We start from the raw sequence: 20,882 nt of genomic DNA, 5'->3' as shown, positions 1-20,882 counted from the left end.
TGAGTTTATGTACGAGTCGTGGTGCCGTACATGATTTCGAACTCTTCAAACGTAACTTGAATCAGATTCCTGCAGGTGCATTTATCCTTGCGGATAAGGGTTATCAGGGAATTTATACAGTGTATCCGAATAGCTTGTTGCCATTAAAAGCAAAGAAGCACTGTAAACTGGATTCCGAACTAAAAATCTATAATCAGGAAATCAATAAAAGAAGAATTGGAATTGAGCATGTATTTGGCAGTTTGAAAACCTTCAAAATTCTTGCTGAGCGATATCGCAATCGAGGCAAAAGACTAGCATTGAGATTCAATCTAATTGCTGGAATTTATAACTTGGAGCTGAGTGAAAAATGACTTATGAAAGAAATCTATTGAAATGAATTAAATAAATGTATCCTAGATTATATTGAGCCATACCATTATTCTCATTAGCTAACTCTTCATATATTTTTTTTGCTTGAGAAATATCTTCTTCTTTCAAGTAATAATTACCTAAATTAAATTTGGCACGCTGATGACCTTGTTTAGCTGCACCCCTATAGAGTTGAATCCCTTTTTTTTCATCCTCTTCTACCCCATCACCCTGATAATACATCGTTCCTAAAGTAAATTGAGCTTCCGAAAATCCTTTTTTTTGCGGATTGCTCAAAATATTTTAATGCTCGCGCATTGTTCTGCTTTACATATTTTCCTTCTTTATACATTACTCCTAAATTATAGAATGCCGCTGGCTCCTCGGATTTTGCTGCTTTTTCCAACCAAAAAAATGCTTGTTCATAGTTCGTGCTAGTACCAACACCATCATAATACATTTGTGCTAAATCAACTTGAGCTTTAGTGTGACCTTGCTCAGCAACTTTTTTAAAAATTTCAAATGCATGTTTATAGTCTTTTTCTTTCCCATTTGTCCCTAAATAGTAATCCTCTCCTTCCTTATACAAGTCTACAAGACTGATATTTTTCTGATCCTTATTACTCTCAGTATTGTAATGTTTATCGCATCCAATAAATATAATACCAAACACAAGACACAATAATAGTGAACTTAATTTTTTCATCATAAAATTAACCATTTAATCTGCTAAATAGGGATGATTTGCCCTTCCCGGATCTTTTTTAGTGGTAGTCCGATTCAGCAATTGCCTTAAGGCCCAGATATAAAAAAGCCCTGAGGGGCTTTTTTTTATTTCAATTTATTTTTATTTTAATTCCTAAAACTAAATTCAACTTTTATCCAACTCGTCAAGTGCAACTTTAGCTTCTTTCACGCCATTGAAATTTGCAAGTTTGAACCAATGTTTCGCTTTTTCTTCATCATTGAAATGACTTAAATAGATATAACCTAGATTATACTGAGCCATCCCATAATTTTCATTTGCCAATTCTTCATATATTTTTTTTGCTTGAGTTAAGTCTTCATTCTTCAAATAATAATTACCTAAATTAAATTTAGCTTCCTTATGCCCTTGTTTGGCTGCTTGGGCATACAGTTGAATCCCTTTTTGCTCATCTTCTTTTACCCCATCCCCCTGATAATACATGGTTCCTAAAGTAAACTGAGCTTCTGAAAGTCCTTTTTTTGACGACTCCTCAAAATATTTTAATGCTTGTACATCATCCTGCTTTACGTACTTACCTTCTTTATACATAACTCCGAGGTTATACAAACCTATTTCATCATTTTTCTTAGCTGCTTTTTCAAACCAATAAAATGCTTTTTCATAATTTTGATTCACGCCTACCCCATCATAATACATACGAGCAACTTCAGTTTGAGCTTTTGAATGACCTAGCTCAGCTGACTGCATCAGTAATGAAAAAGCTTTTTTATAATTTTTTTCCTTACCATTAAGACCTAGGTAGTAATCACCAGCTTCAACATACAACTGCTCTGAACTTTTATTATCTACATGTGTACCGTTTTGAAAATTACTTTCTTTAGTACAAGCGGCAAAAAATAGACACATTATTGTACAAAATAATATCAATCCAATTTTTTTCATACTCTTAACCTAACCTTTAATCTGCACCAGATGGGTGATTTGCTAATCCAGGATCTTTTTCAATTGCTTTTGCAATTCTTTTTTCTTCTGCTATATCGTCATATTTACCTTTACGTATCAACGCTTCTGTAAAGCCCAATGAAACTTCTTTCGAAAGATTCGTTTCACCTACTGCTTTTCCAGCCATTCCACCTAATTCACTACCAGAATGATGATATGCTGCTGCACAGAGGCCGCCTATAATCAACGCGTTTCTTGGATTTTGTATCTCTTTGATTGCTGTTTTAATACAAACGCCTGCTAGAGACACACCAACTGCCTCACCAACCTTACCACCAGCGACTTCACCAACTTTGGAAGATAACCCTTCTGTGTCTTTAGCCTTATATAGGGTATAGACTTCTTTTGCATCCTTAGCATCGCCGACTACACCTATTTTACTATTATGCTTATCTATTTTAGCCATCAATGGCGCTATTTTTTGTTCTTTTAAATTCTGCTTTTCTCGAATTGCCTTATCAGTTTCAGAGTTATTTTCGTACATTTTAAAATTGGTTATTTCTTTCATTCTTTGCGTAGCCAGCTGTGGACCCTTCGTATGAATTAAACCCCAATGAAAAGTTTTGTTTTCAAGAACCTTAGCACCTGTAAGCATTACACCAACATAACCACTAGCTTCAACAGTATCATCTATTGATTTCTCAACTTTTTCTTTTACAACTTTTTTATTTTTCTCGGATTTTTCCTGATTTTTCTTTGCTTCATCGTAATGTTGTTGACTCTTATAAGGGATAAAAACAGCATTCCCTTTACTATTTCTATTATTACCAGGTGTCTTAGTTGTATCAACAGATGTAGGATACCTAAACACTGAATCACTATAGGTACCATTCAATGTAGGTTTAACTTTCACTTTAAACTTTAATTTTTTATCTTTATATAAAAAAAATTTGACTAAATCATTCTTTCCACACTCAAAAACTTTTGTACAAAAGTTTGAATCTAATTTAGAATCATTTGAAGTGGATTTTTTTGTTGTTTCGTTTACAAAAGAATAAGTTAAACTTTGTACTAAATTTCTATCACTACAAATAATTTTTAGCCTTGCCTTATAATTCATAGTTATATCTCCTGATCCTGATAATAACTTCGTAAATAATCCCCTTTATCACCACCTTCCGGCAATAAATCTATATCTACTAATATTTTAGGACTTATTAAAACCAACTCTCTAATAAAATCGCTTTCAATCTTAAACATTGGTTTATATTCAGAGTTATTAAATCGTTTAATCGCAATACAAGGTTGTTTTACTTTATTTGAAATAAATTTTGCTTCTCCATTTGCATCACTTTTAAGAGAAGCTAATACATTAGAATTATCATCTAGTAATCTAAACATCAAATTTGAAATTGGATCTCCATTAAAATCTACGAATTTCACATAGGTTTCATCTTCTTGAGTTCCACCTAATCTATCCGCGTAATAGAACCAATTTTCGCCTCCAATAAGAACTTTTACCTTTTCAGCTTTATTTGATTTTAATCGACTAGTACGTCCATATTCATCTAAATTACCTTTTACTAACTTTCCATCATCATAAACTGCTGAGAATTTTAAAGCTTCAAAATCTTGTTTAGGGAATATACTTACTATATCGACTTTATTACTATACGTTATCTCTGCAAATGGTAAATTAGGTAAAAAATAATTTACTTTACTTCCAAGTATAAACTTATGCTGCCCCGCTTTCGCTTCAAACTTCCCACCCGTAGTCGGAAACACACCTGAACCATTTATTTTGATCTGTGAACCACCCGCAGTTAAATTAATCTCTTTAGGGCTGGTGATATAGATCGTATCTTCGGTAGAAATAACCTGAATGCCCTTACGTGCTATCAGATCTAATCCATCACCTTGTGCCTGAATTTCAACTTTTCCTTTGCCAGCAAATGCTCTCAATCCTTCTTGCGCTGCAAATAAACTGATTTTTTTACCTGCATGACCTATTAAAGATTTTTGCGTGGAAATGTTCATACTATTGCCTGCAGTTTGGCTGATCTGACCATTTGCAGATACATGGATATCTTCATTACTACTTAAAGCAATCGAATTAGGTGAAGCCAACACTATGACAGCAGACTTAAATTCTGCTGCTTTTTTCTCATCTTTTTGACTTAAAACTTCGATAAACGCTTGAAGCCCTTCCAAAACTTCCAGTGGGTCTGTCTGCTGATTCTTGGCAACCTCACTTAATGCCTTAGAGCTCTTTAAGGAACTTTCAATTTGGCTTTTGGCTTCATTTGCATTTAAGTGCTCACCTTTCGCCTCATCTTGTTTATAAGTCGACACCAATAAGCCTTGTCCAGCTCGTACTGCCCCCCATTGATCGGTCCGCAGCTCAAAACCTTCACCCCGACTTTCACTTTCTGCCGTTTCTTTAGGATGGCTTAAATGCCCCAAATTCAGTTGTGTTGTCCCGTGGCTGTTTTGTAGTTGGGTCGAGATCTGTCCTGTAGTGTCATCAAAGCGTAATTGACCAAAACCCTCACCGGCCACTTCTTTAGAGCGAATTCCCGCGAGTTTTTTGGTATCTGGTAATTGTCCTTTATTGTCAAATTTAGTAGGACTACGCTGCGCTTCATGAATACGACCCACGACAAAAGGTCGGTCAATGTTGCCATCAAAGAAATCAACGACAACTATTTCACCAACTCGAGGTAAGAAGCGTGCACCATAACCTTCGCCGGCCCAAGGGGTCACCACATCAACCCAAGCCGAGTCTGTGTCATTATTATTCGCACCTGCACCGCCATCATGACCATGATCATCGGAACGGGTAAATAGGAAACGGACTTTTATCCGTCCCCATTCATCAACATGGATTTCTTCACCGGCAGGACCCACAACTTTGGCACGCTGTGGATGTGTTACTGGTCGATGTGTAAGTGGATTAAATTCAGGAACGGTCGTAATATTTCGACGTTGCAAAGCCAAGGTATTGGCTTGGCGTTCATCCGCATCGCTTTGTTTGACTTGCCACTGACTTTGATGGATCAGTTGTGTAACTTGATCGGTTAAGTCTTTGGGTAAATTATTTTGGTTATAAAAAGACTTAGATAAAATCAAAAATTCTTGATCGGCACCACGATGCTGGTCAATCTCTGGATGCTCATCCAATTTGAACCAATAACCAACTTGTGTATCACGCACGGTACTTTTAGCAATAAATTGTTTGGCTTGAGCCGCATAATAATCACTAAAATTTTGATTGAGACGTTCAACTTGAGCACTATTAGAGGCAGTTGCAGCATCTTCACCATTCAGATCTTGTATCCATGCAGGGCTCACATGCCATGCCTGCTCTAAGCTTAAGCTCGCATTATCTTGATTTTGACTATGTAGATGCTTGCTTTGTACTGCACCACCACCCTCGTCCTGTTCAAGCACATCCGCCTGCCACCGCTGCACATGTACCGACGTCGGCTGCAGACTGCGCTGACCGATAAAACTGGTCATACTGTCATTTTTTTCAGTCGCACTACTGCGATGAAAACGGATATTACGTCGCTCCAAAGCTTGATATTGACTATTATCATCAATCAAACGTAGCTTTTGGGCTGCTATGGGTGTCGCAGACGATGTTACAAAAGATTGAGCTTCATCAACCAACCAATGAATGCCTTCACTGCGTAATAAGCGGGTAATAAAATCATAGTCGGTTTCATTACTTTGCATCATGAATGGTCGAACGTCATACTCTTTTTTTAAGCCACTTAAGTCCAAACTTAAGCTCGCTGCAAAAAGTGGGCTCTTTTTTTGCCATTCCTTAAAAATAATCTCGACCACATCTTTGACCGATTTATTCATAAACACGCGGCTATTACGACGCTTATGCCATAATGCCGTTGCATCTTCTAAGGTCAACTTATATAGCGTTAATGCACCATCACTTTGGCCTTGAAATGCTTCTGTAATGATCCCGGTAATACGAAAAAGTTGACCCGCATCGGTTACCTGATCGATTGCGACTTGCGTGCCAATAAATTGTTTGAGTTCTAAGGTCGCAGAAGTCGATAGACAAATCAGTTGAACATTTAAACCCGTACTAAGCGCATGTTCCCCATCAATGCGTTGTAAAAATACCGCCTGATTTAATGTCGAATTTGAAAATTGAATGTGCAAAGCACGTTTTTGTGGACTAATGCCCAATTTTTCAATTGCAGAATATATATTGTTCAGCATCGTTATTATCTAAAATCAGATTTTTATAAAATATGCGGGGTATTTAATCAAAAAAACTCATATTTTTCTAGGCATAAACTGCCTGCTTTGTTGGGTTTTATGTAAGTAAAAATTCAAATTTCCACATCAATTCTTTATGTTATTTTTACTCTATTTATTTCTGCATAAAAAAAATGTAGAGACCATCAAACTAAACTTCAGGTCTCTTCATACCACCTTACTGCTTTGCATCGCGATTAATTAGTATTTAAAAATGCGTGAATATTCTCCAATTGCTCTTGTGCTTCGACATAGCCTTGCAAGGCCGCTTTTTCCAAATATTGCTGTGCAATTTTAAGATCACGCTCTATGCCCATGCCATGAATATATAAATAGCCCAATCGCGTTAACGCCGCAGCATTCATCCCCTGAGCCGCTTGTGCATAATAACTATGTGCCTGAGTTAAATCTTGCTGCACACCCAAACCATGTTCTGACATTTCACCAAGCTGGTACAAGGCAGTCACATTTCCTAATCCCGCCGCTTGCGAGAAATACTGCAACGCTTGTTGGAAATCTTGTGTTCCCCATTGTCCTTTTAAATTAACTAGACCTAGTTGCGTAAGTGCATCAGGATGGCCTAATTTCGCCGCCTTCAACAATGTTCGCTGGGTTTGAGCTTCATCAAACTGTACATCAGGCAAGATATTGTCCATGGCTAAACGGTAGAGATACCAAGCAGCATCCTGCGAACCTTGTTCTGCAGCTTTTTCCAGATAGCTCAGACACTGATCACGATGTGGTAAAGGATACTCTGGCAATGCATAAAAACGTCCAATCACATAATTCTGATCGGCGACACAAGTAATGGACATATCATTTAAGTGTCTTGCCGCTTCAACTAAAAGTTGCTGCGCTTGCTTGATATTTCGCTCAACACCGACGCCGTGTAGATAGCATAGGGCCAAACCGACTTGGTTAATGAATAATGGTTTGAATTGATACGCTGTTTGATATAACTCAAATGCTTTTTGCGGATCATCACTAACCAAATACTTTTCAAAATACAGCGCTGCAATAAGACTAATCGCTTCAGCATCTTTAAGTTGAGCAGCTTCGGTCAGAAAGCGAAAACCTAAAGTTTCCTGCTTCTCCAGGTACCAACCATGAAAATGTGCAATGCCTAATAATCGGCTGGCTGCTGCAACTTTGTGCTCTTTGGCCTGCTGCAAAAGGTCATGATAAACCCGCTGACGCTGATCGACGTCGATTTTACCCATCAATACTGCTTGATAATATTCATACAACTGCTGCTGGTGCCCGAGTAGCAATCCTCGCTTTAAATATTGCAATGACTTTTCATCATTTTGCGCAAGATACTTTCCTTGAGCATAGAACTGCTGCAATTGCTGAATAGCCGCCATATGATCTTGTTGAGCAGCTTTCAGTAAATATTCCAATCCCAGAGCAATATTTGGCGTGGCTTGTTTTAAATAGCACTGTGCCAATTGATACTGTGAATTGGCATGTCCATTGTCCGCATTTTTTTGCAACAAATCTAAATGTTGCTGCTCGGCATGTGTCTGATCTTCTGGGTTTAGTTCGGCGAGTCGATATTGTGCATCCAAATGACCGCGTGAAATCGCATGTCGATACCAGTATTGCGCTTTTTCAATATTGGGCACACCGCCATAGATACCTTCTTCAACTTGCCCCAACACATATGCAGCATCATCGCTACCTAAACTATTGGCTTTTTCCAATAAAGCCAGCGCATTTTCCACACTGACTTCTCGGCCTAAGCCTTGTAAATGCATCTGCCCCATAGCGACATAGGCCTGCGGAATTTCATGCTGTTTGGCTAAATTTTGATACAACTCATAGGCACGCGTATAGTCGGTTGGTGCATCAAGCATTAAACGTTCTGCGAATTTCAGTTGTGCATCTAATTGGTCTATCCACAAGTCATGCCCAACTGCTTTAGCCTGATCGCGTTTTACTGGATCAGGTCTTTTCCACATCCAAAACGCAAGTGCTCCCATCCCCAAAATTAGTATCAGTAAAAACCACATACTCGCCCCAAAAAATCAATATTTTAATTATTCCAACATTGTGTCTGATTTTAATTCTATATACAAAAAAAGCACCGAATTCGGTGCTTTATTTTTTTCAAAATGAGATAGCTGTCATGCTTTTGCTCGTTTTGCATCAAGTTTTTTGAGCACCTCTGACACAGCCACCATCGCAAAGCTGGACGTCACGACTACTGCTGAACCATATCCACCACAACGTAAGCCTGCACTTGGACAAACATCAGCACTGGAAAATGGATTATCAATTGAATAAACACAGGTGATGCCAAACTTTTCTTTCGGCTTTTTACAAATGCCTTTGCCACGTAATTGTGTCCGCAATTTAGCTAACATCGGGTCTTGCTCTGTTCTTGATAAATCTGCGACTCGGATTTTCAGCGGATCAAGTTTACCCCCTGCTCCACCCGAAACGATCAACGGAATTTTATTAAAACGGCAATGTAGCATTAAGGCAAATTTTGCCTTCACATCATCAATGCAATCTAAAATTAGGTCAGGAGCACCTGCCAAAATTTCTTTGACATTTTCAGGCGTAAGATAATCATCAATCAAATTTATTTTGATTCGGGGATTAATCGCACGGCAGCGCTCTGCCATCACTTCAATTTTTTCATGTCCCAGTGTCGTGCTCATGGCAGGCAATTGTCGATTGATATTCGATGCAGCAACCACATCCATATCGACCAAGGTTAGCTCACCAATACCTGTACGTGCTAAAGCTTCTACCGCCCATGAGCCTACACCACCGATCCCGATCACCATGACATGACTTTTTTCATAATGATGAAAACTTTCATCACTATATATTTTGGCTACGCCAGCAAAACGGCGGTCATATTCATCATCTTGGAGCAGTTCAGTCATAGGTTTGGAGGCAGAGTTAAATCAGCCGCCATTTTAGCAAATTCACTGCTTTTTTTCTTTGATAAAACGCAATTCAGCAGACAGCGCAACAGAGCAGCATTCGCATCAGGTCTAAATCCATCAAAATAAACATTTACAGCGAACGGAGATCTGCTTTAAAAATATAACCATAGATCAAAAACTCAAGTGTGTATTGCCATGGACATCCATCCTCTGCCAAATAATTTAAAAATTACCAATGACAAAAATGAAATGGATTTAGACACCGTGCATCGTTTTTTAAGCCATACCTATTGGTCAAAAGATATTCCAAAACATGTGGTGAAAAAAGCGATTGAAAACTCTTTGGCCGTGGCCCTACTTCTCGATGATGAACTCATCGGTTTTGGTCGTGCCATTACGGATTATGCAACTTTTGCTTATTTAGCCGATATTTATGTCACCGATGAGCATCGAGGCAAAGGCTATTCAAAATTAATTGTGAGTACTTTATTTGAAAAATGTGGCTCCTCAGATCTAAGACGCATGTTGCTTGCGACGGCGGATGCACATGGTTTATATCGTCAATTTGGCTTCACTGATTTGGCTCAGCCTGCAAGTTTTCTCGAGATTCATCAAGCCAACATCTATCAACGATAGAGAAAATATCTCGGATAAAAAAAAGAGGCTTTCGCCTCTTTTTCGTTCTTACAACCTTAGTCTTTATTCATAATAAAGAAATATTCACGGTAGTATTTAAGCTCTGCAATCGAGTCACGTATATCATCCATTGCTAAATGCGAGGCATTTTTCTTCAAGCCACCCATAATCTCTGGGCGCCAGCGTTTCGCCAATTCTTTCACTGATGATACATCGAGATTACGGTAGTGGAAGTATTGTTCCATTTCAGGCATTAAACGATGTAAGAAACGACGATCTTGGCAAATTGAGTTACCACACATTGGTGATGATTTTGGATTCACCCATTTTTTCAAAAATTCTAAAGTTTGCTGTTCAGCATCTTGTGCTGTCAATTTACTACGACGTACACGTTCGATTAGGCCTGATTGACCATGTTGGCGAGTATTCCATTCATCCATCGCATTGAGCACACGGTCAGACTGATGTACCGCAAGCACAGGCCCTTCCGCCAGAATATTTAAATTATCATCCGTCACAATTGTTGCAACTTCAATAATCTGGTCGTTATCTGTATCTAGACCTGTCATTTCAAGGTCAATCCAAATCAGGCGTGTATCAGGTGTGCTGCTCATAAATGTGCAATCTTATTAGGCTGTAAAAATGAACATAGTAGCAAATTTATTGGGCTTGCGCTGTAAATAGACCCTGCTTTCATGCTATTTTTGCCATCTAGTTTTCATGGTTTTTTAGGATATGAATGGCTTTAATTCGTAAGCGCCGACTGACTGAACAGCAGCAACGTCGCATTCAGAAGCAACATAAATCTCGTCAGGAAGAAATCGATACTTCTGCAGATTTGGAAGGCTTGGTCGTCCAACATTATGGTCGTCAACTTGAAGTTCAAGCGCTGTCTACACCCGACCAACATCCTGAAAAACCAATTGTGCAAGCAGGTGAACCTGAACCCCATTGGAAACCCATCGAATTAGGCAGTGTTTGGCGCTGCCATACCCGTACCAATCTCGAATTATTGGTGACGGGTGACCGTGTCAAATGGCAAGCTGACCCGATCACAGGTTTAGGGATTATTACCGCGATTCATCCACGCCAATCTTTACTGACACGCCCTGACCGTTATCACAAAGTGAAACCTGTCGCAGCCAATGTCAGCCTGATTGTGATTGTATTTGCACCGCTTCCTGAGCCAGCACCTGGCCTGATTGACCGCTATTTGGTGGCCTGTGCAGATGCTGATATTCCAGCCTTATTGGTCTTAAATAAATCAGACTTACTTAAAGACAACGATCCGATCTTAACGCTATTACAAGAATATCGTGACTTGGGCTATGAGGTCATGCAAACCCAATCCGATGGTGACTTAAGCGCACTTTCTGCTCGACTTTCTGGTGAAACTGTCGCATTTGTAGGTCAGTCTGGGGTTGGTAAAAGTACTTTAATTAATGCCATTGTTCCGGATGCTGCGCAAAAAACCAATATTATTTCGGAAAACTCCGCGCTCGGTCAGCACACCACCACCTCTACGCGCTTGATTGCGTTTGGTGAAGGTTCTGCATTGATTGATTCACCTGGAATCCGTGAATTTGGTTTATGGCACCTAGAATTGGAAAAAGTTCAGCAAGGTTTCCCTGAGATCGAGTCACATTTGGGTTATTGTCAGTTCCGTAACTGTACGCATAAACATGAAAAGCAATGTGCGCTTAGAATGGCGGCTCAAAATGGCGAAATTTTGCCGCGCCGATTAGACAGTTATTTACGTCTGATCGACGAAATCACGGAAGCGCAGCAAAAAAATTAATTTTTATTCTGTTCATGCCCTTGAAGGGGTGATTTTGATCACCATATTTATGGGCTATACTCTTGGCAATTTAAAATTGTAGTTAGGTGAATTGTGGAACGTTGGTTCGAATTTATGGGGAATCACCCCTTCTTATTTGGAACGCTGGCTGTATTGGTCGTGCTGTTCTTTATTCTTGAAGGCCAGCGTAATGGTCGCAAAATTTCACCTCAATCTTTAGGGATTTTAGTAAAAGCTAAAAATGCTCAATTGATTGACTTACGTGATGCGAAAGACTTCCGCGAAGGTCATATTAGCGGTAGCCGTAATATTCCATATAGCCAAATTACAAAACACATTGAAGAGTTAAAAACTTCTGATCGCCCGTTGGTTTTTGTATGTAACCTTGGTCAAGTGGCAGGTTCTGCATTGCAACAAGTCGGTCATGCAGATGCATACCGTTTAGACGGCGGCATTAGCAACTGGAAAGCTCAAGGCTTACCTCTAGTTAAAAGCAAATAAGCGCTTCTTAGGAGATTAACATGGCTGAAGTTACGATTTATTCAACAACTGTATGTCCTTACTGCATTCGTGCAAAACAGCTCCTAGAGCGTAAAGGCGTGGCTTATAAAGAAATTAATTTATCAAATGAAGCGCCTGAAGTACGTGTTGAATTGATGCAACGCACCAACCACCGTACCGTTCCTCAAATTTTTATTAATGATCAGTTTATTGGCGGTTTTGACCAACTTTATGCTTTAGAGCGTGAAGGCAAACTCGACAGCATGCTATCTTAATTTTAAACATAAATCGTCACCTCATATTAAGGAATAAACAATGAGTGAAGAACAACAAGCTCAACCACAATTGGCATTAGAGCGTATTTATACTAAAGATATTTCTTTCGAAGTACCTGGGGCTCAAGTATTTACTAAAGAATGGCAGCCTGAACTAAATATCAACCTTTCTTCTTCTGCAGAAAAAGTTGATCCAACACACTTCGAAGTTTCACTGAAAGTTGTCGTTCAAGCGAACAATGCGGGTGACACTGCATTTATCGTTGACGTTACTCAAGCAGGTATCTTCCTGATCGATAGCGTTGAAGAAGAACGTCTTCCGTACATTCTTGGTGCTTACTGCCCAAATATCTTGTTCCCATTCCTACGTGAAGCAGTGAACGATATGGTTACTAAAGGCAGCTTCCCACAATTATTGCTTACACCAATTAACTTCGATGCTGAATTCGAAGCGAATTTGCAACGTGCGCAAACTGCTGCTGAAGGCCAAGCTTAATTACTTGATCTCAGATATAAAAAAGACCGCTTTTAGCGGTCTTTTTTATTGCCTTTTAGCTTCCCCCTTTACTAAAAGGGGGAATGAGGGGGATTTACTTCTACTTAACAAAATCCCTCCCACCCTCCCTTTAAAAAAGGGAGGAGCAAATTACTCAGCATCTGCCATTAGATCAGCGCTCATACCTACAGTATTAAAGCCAGCATCAACATACAGAATTTCACCTGTGATACCATTTGCCCAAGGTGAGCAAAGGAACAATGCTGCATTACCGACATCTTCAATGGTGACATTGCGTTTAAGCGGTGCGACTTTTTCATTTAGATCTAACATTTTACGGAAAGATTTAATCCCTGAAGCCGCTAAGGTACGAATCGGACCTGCTGAAATCGCATTTACACGAATACCTTCAGCGCCAAGACTTGTTGCCAAATAACGTACGCCTGCTTCTAGTGACGCTTTTGCCATACCCATAACGTTATAGTTTGGCATTACGCGTTCAGAACCTTGGTAAGTCAGCGTCAATAAGCAACCTTGACGTGCAGCCAATAAAGGTTTTGCCGCACGAGCCATCGCAATAAAGCTATATGCGCTGATGTCGTGAGCAATTTTAAAACCTTCACGGTCGGTAATATCAGTGAAATCGCCATCTAAAGTATGTGCCGGTGCAAAACCAATTGAATGCACAACACCATCTAGACCATCCCAATGTTTAGCAAGTTCAGCAAAAGCGGTATCAATTTCAGCGTCTACTGCGACATCACATGGGAAAACTAAAGTTGAACCAAATTGTTCAGCAAAATCATCTACACGTTTTTTTAATTTTTCATTTGGGTATGTAAAAGCCAGTTCTGCACCTTCGCGATGTAAAGCTTGCGCAATACCAAATGCGATTGATAACTTACTTGCAATACCCGCGATTAAAAAGCGTTTGCCAGCCAATAGTCCTTGTGCCATGTGAAACTCACTCAAAATAATTTAACAGCATAATGCCAAGTCTAAAGCATTTTAGAAATTGCATAATGCGCCTTTTTTTAGAAAACCATCATTGTATAAACAATGTGGAGAAAACCTGATTCAATCAAGCAGCGTCAATATTTGTTGCCGCTTAAGCGTCCAAATGCAATGCTTGTAATGAATTTCTCCATAAGATCTGTGCAATCTCAGATTCAGTACGGTTTAAGCTCTGAGCCAAACCCTGCAAGACATAGGGCAAATTGACCGGCGTATTACGAGTACGCCCTTCCGTCGAATGCTGACAACATAAGGGGGTCATATCGGGACAGTCGGTTTCTAAGACCAAATGTGCCGCCCCTAAAGTCTGAACCACTTGATGTAATTTTTTTGCATTGGGATTGGTGATTTGCCCCGTTACACCAATTTTAAAACCTAGCTTGGTAAATGCCTTCGCTTCTTCAACACCACCACTAAAAGCATGTGCGATACCACCGAGTTTAAATCGATGCTTTTTCAACATCGAAAGCACCTCCGCATGGGATTTGCGAATATGCAGCAAAATGGGTTTATCAAACTGCTGTGCTAATTCAAGTTGTGCGGAAAAATACTGCTGCTGCTTTTGAAAAAGTTCGGGCTGTTTATGCTGTTTCAAAAAGGTATCTAAACCTATTTCACCGATAGCGACACAATCATGCTGCTTTAGCAGCTGTTCCACATCGAACAAATGTTCTGTACGATGTTGCTCAATATAAAACGGATGTAAGCCGGGGGCTAAATAGCTTTTGGGAGCATTGGATAAACGAGCTAAAAACTCTTGGGTTTGCAGCAAATCGTGAAAACGTGACTGCACAAAACCAATTAATACCAAAGCATCGACACCCACCTGTTTGGCAGCATGCGCCAACTGTTCCCGATCAGCGTCAAAATCAGGAACATCAAAATGCGTATGCGTATCAAACAGTGAGTAAGTCATTGAACTAATTAATTTGCTTTTACGGCTGAGGCTTCAGCAGCTTCAACTACTGGTAGATATTGCTTTTTCAAGATACTTTGCAATTGATCATACGGAATGGTCAAACGTGGTAAACCCGCCACATATGGCCCAATTTCATATTCGGCATATTGCAAAATTAGACCTTGCTGACTTAGATAAAAGTTATCAGACAGTTTAAATTTCCAAATCTGTTCATATTCTTGAACATTGTCCGCCAACTTGGCATCTTTCACCCAAGTTTTAAAGACTTCATAGCCCAGCTTTTCAAGTTTAGTACGTTGATTGGGCAGCAATATGTCATTGAGCTGTACCAATTTTTGAGTGCTTAAATCGAAGTTATAATATTGCTGTGCAGAAGAACCATGCGCCCCACCTAAATATGAGCTGGTATTTAAAACCACTGTTGCCAAGGGTTTTTCAGCATTCAATATTTTAGGTTTAATCATCAAACTGATTTGCTGATTGGCGCTTAAAGATTTCAACTCTTTATCTAAATTTAAAAATGCTTGCATATAAGGCTGCGTGGCTTTTTCCAATTTTAATTTGGGCGTTTCAACCTTTGCCAAAGCAGATTTTGCTTCAGACGCTGCAGGTACTTCACTTGCAGCGGGAGCGTCTTTGCTCAGCGTTTTATCTTCTAAAGGCGAAACAGACAGGATCTCTCCCAACTGTTTTAAAATTTCCGCATCAATAAATTCATCAATAAAGGCTTGATTACTGTTTAAGCGTTCAACTGAAATTTCAGGACAGACCCCGCCATCACATTCAGGTAAATTCAGTTGTAATTTTTCCGCATCACCAATCAGTTTTGCACTCAAATCTGGCTGTTCAGTTTTGGCTTGATCCGGCTTTTTTTCAGGTTCAGCTTGTTGTGGCTGACACGCCGTGAATGCAACAGAAACTGCCAATATTGAGCTTGCCCAAATTTTATTTTTTTGCACCATTGCTTCAACCTTTCATTTCGAATAATTGATATTTATCTCAGTAAATATCTCATCAAATTAAATACTTTCGTTGTTTAGAACATATGCTGATACACATCAGCTTTCAAGACTTGTTGTGTTTGCGCTTTGCTGAGATAAATATCCAGTTGTGTACTATCTTTGATAATTTCATCTGTACGGTAATGCAAACCGACACCTTCTTGATCAAAGAACCAATCTGCTTGGCCCCAATAGAGCTTTTTCGGTGCCGATTTTTTGACATCCACATCTTGTTCATCTAACCATTTGCCATAGGCTTGCTGCACAATGGCATCCATATTTTGCTGCTGCTTTGCATCAATAATATCTAAGGGTTTGAGATTTTTTTTCGCACGACGGTCTGCCACAAAAAAATAATAGCGCTCTTTGACCGTGATATTTTCCTGTTTGGTATCGACACCGATTTGCAGCAGCACATATTGATTCCGTTGATATGGAACTCGTGTGTACATCGCCAATTCATAGGCTTTATTGGTTTTAAACTCGGCCTGCCAAGCATCTGATTTTTTCACATACGCATCGACAGCTTGTTGGAGATTCATATTCTGCTTTAGTGCAATCTGATCTTGTACGACGCTCGCCTGATTCTTTTCAATCCAGCTATTCAACCACGTATCTACGGTCTGAATGGTTTGTATCTCTAAATCAATACAACTTTTATTTTCACAAAACGGTTTGGCAATTTTAGCGGCTTGCTCTTGGATATTTAAATAAGGCAAAACATCTGGATTGATCACGGCCGCTTCAGAAGCGCCATCATCGGCCGGCTTTGTCGCTTTGTTTTCTTTTCCTGAATCACATGCACCGAGCAGCAAAACACCCCCCAAAAGTGCAAAAACTGTAGCATCCTTGAATATTTTCATGATGTCCTAAACGACCAAATGATTGCGTAATGTATGAATTTAAAAACTCTACCATAAAATAAAACAGCTTCACGAAGAAGCTGTTTTATTTCTGTAAAAGAACAACTTAGTGTTCACGTGTATTACGGAACACGATATCCGGATAACGTTCTTGCATTAACTGTAAATTCACACGACTTGGTGCAAGATAAGTTAAATGACCACCGCCATCGACAGACAATTGGTCATGTGCTTTTTTCTTAAATTCGTTGAATTTTTTCTCGTCATCACACGATACCCAACGTACGGTATTGATGCTTACAGGCTCGTAAATACAATCAACTTTGTATTCTTCTTTCAGACGATATGCCACCACTTCAAACTGAAGCACACCCACAGCACCCACGATTAAGTCGTTACTGTTTTGCGGCATAAAGACCTGAGTCGCACCTTCTTCTGACAGTTCTTTTAAGCCTTTTTGTAGCTGTTTTGACTTCAATGGATCTTTTAAACGCACGCGACGGAACATTTCAGGTGCGAAGTGAGGGATACCGGTAAAGTGTAAATCTTCACCTGAAGTGAAGGTATCACCGATCTGAATCGTACCATGGTTATGCAAACCGATAATGTCACCCGGCCATGCTTCTTCAAGATGTTGACGGTCACCGGCAAGGAACGTCAAAGCATCACTAATACGTACATCTTTACCTAGACGCACATGTTTCATTTTCAAGCCTTTTTCATACTTACCTGAACAGATACGCATGAATGCAATACGGTCACGGTGTTTTGGATCCATATTGGCTTGAATTTTAAAGACGAAACCTGTGAAGCCTTCTTCAGTCGCTTCAACTTTACGGTCTTGCGTCGGATGTGCTTTAGGTTCAGGCGCATATTGACTAAATGCATCCAAAACATGGTCTACACCAAAGTTACCAAGTGCCGTACCAAACAGGACTGGCGTTTGACGGCCTGCCAAAAATTCATCTCGGTCTAAAGGCTCGTTGGCCATTTGAACCAATTCCAATGATTCTTCAAATGCTGCCCAAGCGAGATCGCCGACTTTTTCACGCAAATCTGCATAGTCATAGCCATCACGGACTTCAATATCCGTAATGGTTGAACCGAAACCTGCCTTATAAACGTAGAATTTTTCTTCGAGTAGGTTAAATACACCGGCAAAGTCACGACCTGTACCCAGTGGCCAAGTAATCGGAACACATTTAATTTTTAATACGTTTTCGATTTCATCAAGCAGTTCTAATGGCTCACGAATTTCACGGTCCATTTTGTTGACGAATGAAATAATCGGCGTGTCGCGCATACGACACACTTCCATCAACTTGATCGTACGATCTTCGACACCTTTTGCACCATCAATCACCATAAGTGCAGAGTCAACGGCAGTTAATGTACGGTAGGTATCTTCAGAAAAGTCTTCATGCCCTGGGGTGTCGAGCAAGTTAATCATCTTGTCTTTAAACGGGAACTGCATAACCGAAGTGGTGATCGAAATCCCACGTTCTTTTTCCATTTCCATCCAGTCAGACGTTGCCGCACGATCAGATTTACGGCTTTTTACCATACCTGCAACCTGAATCGCCTGTCCCCATAACAACAGTTTTTCTGTCATTGTGGTTTTACCGGCATCGGGGTGGGAAATAATAGCGAAAGTACGTCGCTGAGCGACCTGTGTCGCTAATTCTTCTTTAAAACTCATGAAAGACACCTACTGCAAAACTCGCAGTGCAAAAGATCAGATCTGATCAATATGGAAAATTGGCGATATTGTATCAGATTGACCATTAAAAATAATCAACCACATCGGGTTGAGTCAAAATCTTAGCGTGGCGTGTCTTGATGTTTTACATTGGATGACGACCTGTTTTTATCGACGATATAACGTATTCCACTGTCTTTTTTCTATACTCATTGGCAATGCGATAAGACTACAAATGACTTTATTCAACTTTCGCTTTCATGCTTTCTTCAAGCTGTGTCACTGGCATCGGCATTCCTAACAAATATCCTTGCAACTGTTGGCAACCTAAACGTTTTAAAATTTCTGCTTGTTGTTCTGTCTCTACACCTTCTGCAGTGACTGTTAGCCCCAGTCGAATTGCCAAGTGAATAATACTTTCTAAAATAATTTCTTCTTTAGAACCGACGCTCAAATTGCGGATAAACTCACGGTCAATTTTCAGTTCATCTACAGGCAGTTCTTTTAAATATAAGAAACTTGAATGTCCCGTCCCAAAGTCATCAATCGCAACTTTAATCCCCATCTTTCTCAAATGTTCAAAAGTCACGATACTGGCATCGATATGATGCATCGCAGTTGACTCGGTAATTTCAATAATTAAATGTGACGGGTTAATTTCATACCGTGCAAAAAGCGACTCTAAAGTACTAAATAAGTGTTTATGTTCAAACTGAATCGTTGATAAATTGACCGCAATCGGATACAGCGGCATGTTCAGCTTTTCCCAGTGCTGAATTTGCTTACAGGCTTCTTCAAGCGCCCAATAGCCCATGGCAATAATCAGTCCAGTTTTTTCTGCACCATTGATAAACTTATTTGGCGTCAGCATACCTAGAGTTGGATGATTCCAACGAATTAAGGCCTCTACTCCACAAATTTCACGATCAACGGCATTAAATTTTGGCTGATAAAATAAAATAAATTGCTGTTCTTCTACCGCTTTATACAAATCATTGATCAGTTTCGTCTGACTTTTTTCTTCAAATTGGTCGGCGGTATAATTAAAAAATGAATAGGTATTACGCCCTTGATACTTTGAACTCAGCATTGCAGTGTCTGCATTGATCAGTAGGTCTTGTAAGTTCGCACCATGTTCAGGGTACATCGCAATACCAATACTGCCTGAAATGTTAATTTCCTTACCTGCAATCAAAAAGCTTTCTTGCATCAATTCCAATATTTTTTCAGACATTGCTGTGGCAGAATCATTGCTTGCCGACTCAAGTACAATCAGAAACTCGTCCCCACCGATTCGTAGCAATTTGGCTTGATCATTAATTAAACGGTGAATGCGTGTGGCAATTTGAATCAGTAGTTGATCACCCACATGGTGTCCAAACACATCATTGACCGCTTTAAAACGGTCGATATCAATATAAATAAAAGCAATTTTATCTTGTCTTAAGCGATGCTCTGTAAATAGAAAATGTGCATATTCAGCCAAAAATAGTCGATTAGGTAAACGGGTCAAATTGTCCTGTACCGCTTGATTAGCCAGTTCTCGATTTGCGCGCATCAACTGCAAACTGCGATGTTCTAAACGTTGCTCAAGTACTGCAACGCTAAAGGCCGCCATCAACAATAAACTGGTGACAAATAAGACAATAAATAGCAATAAATTATGGTTAATTTGAGCCGCAACCAATACATCCATCGAGTTTAGCGGTACAAAATCAACAGCTGCCATACCAATATAATGCATAGCGACAATGCTAAAAGTCAGCATGACCGCAACAAAGGCATTCATGATGTTACGTTTTGGCGAGTATTTATTTTTAAACGTTAGCCAAAATGCCAAACACGAGCCACAGATCGCAACTAAAATTGAACAGATAACAATTAAAGGTTCGTATCGTTGCTCATAACCCTGAACGTCTAAACTCAGCATCCCCGTGTAATGCATTCCGGAAATGCCTAGCCCCATTAAAACTGAGCCTAAAATTAAACGAGGAAATGGTAGCGTCAGTCGTGTGGTTAACCACACGGCAAAAGTGGACGCAACAAAGGCGATAAAATAAGATGTTAGGGTCAGACTAGTATCAAAACTATGATTTGAAGGCAAATGGCTGGCCATCATACCTACAAAATGCATGCACCAAATCGCAGCACCTAAAATTGCACCGCTGAATAATAAAATGACATTTTCATATCTTGGTCGTGTTCCACGGAACAACATTTGTTCGAGTGAAACAGCTAAGTAACAACTTAATAATGCAACTACGATTGAACCAACGACCAGATTGTAATCATAATGAATATGGGTCATATCAAGCGTTCCGCTTAGGTTATCGTGGCACTTTCTTTAACCGAATTACCCAATCTATCTCTTCCCTTTAACTTGTTACATTTTCAATTACTTACTTATTTTCTCTTAGAATCTATTAGTCTACGGTAATGGTCAAGTCTTTCTTTCAAGATTTTAAGCAACTGATTAATTTAAAAAAATAAAGCT

Annotated in this window: 20 protein-coding genes; 6 read left to right on the top strand and 14 right to left on the bottom strand. The window is 39.6% G+C overall.

The genetic code is table 11. The features are described from left to right. The coding region (locus FTU36_RS02205) for a transposase family protein (protein ID WP_180116717.1) at positions 1-353 on the top strand (353 nt) is incomplete at its 5' end. A gap of 1 nt (position 354) precedes the next feature. Here FTU36_RS02205 and FTU36_RS02200 read toward each other — a convergent pair. The 7 genes from FTU36_RS02200 to FTU36_RS02170 all read right to left on the bottom strand — a co-directional run bounded on the left by FTU36_RS02200 (position 355) and on the right by FTU36_RS02170 (position 9,183). Continuing rightward, entirely contained in the window at positions 355-594 is a 240-nt protein-coding gene (locus tag FTU36_RS02200) for a tetratricopeptide repeat protein (RefSeq protein WP_180116716.1), read from the bottom strand. Then, positions 578-1,060: a tetratricopeptide repeat protein gene (locus FTU36_RS02195; protein WP_180116715.1), complete on the bottom strand. Its 483-nt coding sequence runs from the start codon at positions 1,058-1,060 to the stop codon at positions 578-580. The genes FTU36_RS02200 and FTU36_RS02195 overlap by 17 nt, the downstream gene beginning before the upstream one ends. Positions 1,061-1,222: 162 nt before the next feature. Further along, entirely contained in the window at positions 1,223-2,002 is a 780-nt protein-coding gene (locus FTU36_RS02190; protein ID WP_180116714.1) for a tetratricopeptide repeat protein, read from the bottom strand. A gap of 16 nt (positions 2,003-2,018) precedes the next feature. Further along, positions 2,019-3,122, bottom strand: a complete 1,104-nt coding sequence (locus FTU36_RS02185) for a hypothetical protein (protein WP_180116713.1) — start codon at positions 3,120-3,122, stop codon at positions 2,019-2,021. A 2-nt stretch (positions 3,123-3,124) separates the two neighbouring features. Further along, the gene (locus FTU36_RS02180) at positions 3,125-6,247 is read right to left on the bottom strand and encodes a type VI secretion system Vgr family protein (protein WP_180116712.1); all 3,123 of its coding nucleotides are present in this window, start codon (positions 6,245-6,247) and stop codon (positions 3,125-3,127) included. 236 nt (positions 6,248-6,483) lie between these two features. Next, the gene (locus tag FTU36_RS02175; protein ID WP_180116711.1) at positions 6,484-8,298 is read right to left on the bottom strand and encodes a tetratricopeptide repeat protein; all 1,815 of its coding nucleotides are present in this window, start codon (positions 8,296-8,298) and stop codon (positions 6,484-6,486) included. A gap of 114 nt (positions 8,299-8,412) precedes the next feature. Continuing rightward, positions 8,413-9,183, bottom strand: a complete 771-nt coding sequence (locus tag FTU36_RS02170) for a ThiF family adenylyltransferase (protein ID WP_180004537.1) — start codon at positions 9,181-9,183, stop codon at positions 8,413-8,415. Positions 9,184-9,381: 198 nt separating this feature from the next. Between FTU36_RS02170 and FTU36_RS02165 the strand changes: the two genes are divergently transcribed. Continuing rightward, positions 9,382-9,822: a GNAT family N-acetyltransferase gene (locus FTU36_RS02165; protein WP_180116710.1), complete on the top strand. Its 441-nt coding sequence runs from the start codon at positions 9,382-9,384 to the stop codon at positions 9,820-9,822. Positions 9,823-9,878: 56 nt separating this feature from the next. Here the strand turns inward: FTU36_RS02165 and orn are convergent, their stop codons facing one another. After that, positions 9,879-10,436, bottom strand: a complete 558-nt coding sequence (gene orn, locus FTU36_RS02160; protein ID WP_067763591.1) for an oligoribonuclease — start codon at positions 10,434-10,436, stop codon at positions 9,879-9,881. A 125-nt stretch (positions 10,437-10,561) separates the two neighbouring features. On the opposite strand from orn, the gene rsgA reads away from it, so the two are divergent. From rsgA to secB, 4 genes are all read left to right on the top strand, one after another. After that, the gene (gene rsgA / locus FTU36_RS02155; protein WP_180004539.1) at positions 10,562-11,620 is read left to right on the top strand and encodes a ribosome small subunit-dependent GTPase A; all 1,059 of its coding nucleotides are present in this window, start codon (positions 10,562-10,564) and stop codon (positions 11,618-11,620) included. Between the two features lie 93 nt (positions 11,621-11,713). Continuing rightward, positions 11,714-12,121 (top strand): rhodanese-like domain-containing protein, encoded by a 408-nt coding sequence (locus FTU36_RS02150; protein ID WP_078189639.1) that lies wholly within the window; start codon positions 11,714-11,716, stop codon positions 12,119-12,121. Positions 12,122-12,141: 20 nt separating this feature from the next. Further along, entirely contained in the window at positions 12,142-12,396 is a 255-nt protein-coding gene (gene grxC, locus FTU36_RS02145) for a glutaredoxin 3 (protein ID WP_078192689.1), read from the top strand. A gap of 40 nt (positions 12,397-12,436) precedes the next feature. Beyond that, positions 12,437-12,892, top strand: coding sequence for a protein-export chaperone SecB (gene secB, locus FTU36_RS02140; protein ID WP_078189641.1), 456 nt, complete (start codon positions 12,437-12,439; stop codon positions 12,890-12,892). Between the two features lie 150 nt (positions 12,893-13,042). Here the strand turns inward: secB and FTU36_RS02135 are convergent, their stop codons facing one another. From FTU36_RS02135 to FTU36_RS02110, 6 genes are all read right to left on the bottom strand, one after another. Next, entirely contained in the window at positions 13,043-13,849 is an 807-nt protein-coding gene (locus FTU36_RS02135; RefSeq protein WP_078189642.1) for an enoyl-ACP reductase, read from the bottom strand. Between the two features lie 151 nt (positions 13,850-14,000). Continuing rightward, positions 14,001-14,822, bottom strand: coding sequence for a TatD family hydrolase (locus FTU36_RS02130; RefSeq protein WP_180116709.1), 822 nt, complete (start codon positions 14,820-14,822; stop codon positions 14,001-14,003). Between the two features lie 8 nt (positions 14,823-14,830). Beyond that, the gene (locus FTU36_RS02125) at positions 14,831-15,787 is read right to left on the bottom strand and encodes an RsiV family protein (RefSeq protein ID WP_168378435.1); all 957 of its coding nucleotides are present in this window, start codon (positions 15,785-15,787) and stop codon (positions 14,831-14,833) included. 74 nt (positions 15,788-15,861) lie between these two features. Beyond that, positions 15,862-16,689, bottom strand: a complete 828-nt coding sequence (locus FTU36_RS02120; RefSeq protein ID WP_180116708.1) for a hypothetical protein — start codon at positions 16,687-16,689, stop codon at positions 15,862-15,864. Positions 16,690-16,795: 106 nt separating this feature from the next. Next, on the bottom strand, positions 16,796-18,388 hold the full coding sequence (locus tag FTU36_RS02115) for a peptide chain release factor 3 (RefSeq protein ID WP_078189646.1): 1,593 nt from the start codon (positions 18,386-18,388) through the stop codon (positions 16,796-16,798). A 241-nt stretch (positions 18,389-18,629) separates the two neighbouring features. Beyond that, positions 18,630-20,696, bottom strand: coding sequence for an EAL domain-containing protein (locus FTU36_RS02110; protein WP_180116707.1), 2,067 nt, complete (start codon positions 20,694-20,696; stop codon positions 18,630-18,632). Positions 20,697-20,882 lie beyond the last annotated feature (186 nt).

It is taken from the genome of Acinetobacter sp. YH12096, from assembly GCF_013419215.1.
Lineage (GTDB): Bacteria > Pseudomonadota > Gammaproteobacteria > Pseudomonadales > Moraxellaceae > Acinetobacter > Acinetobacter amyesii.
The sequence above is the reverse complement of the archived record's forward strand: the minus strand, read 5'-3'. Positions and strand labels throughout refer to the sequence as shown.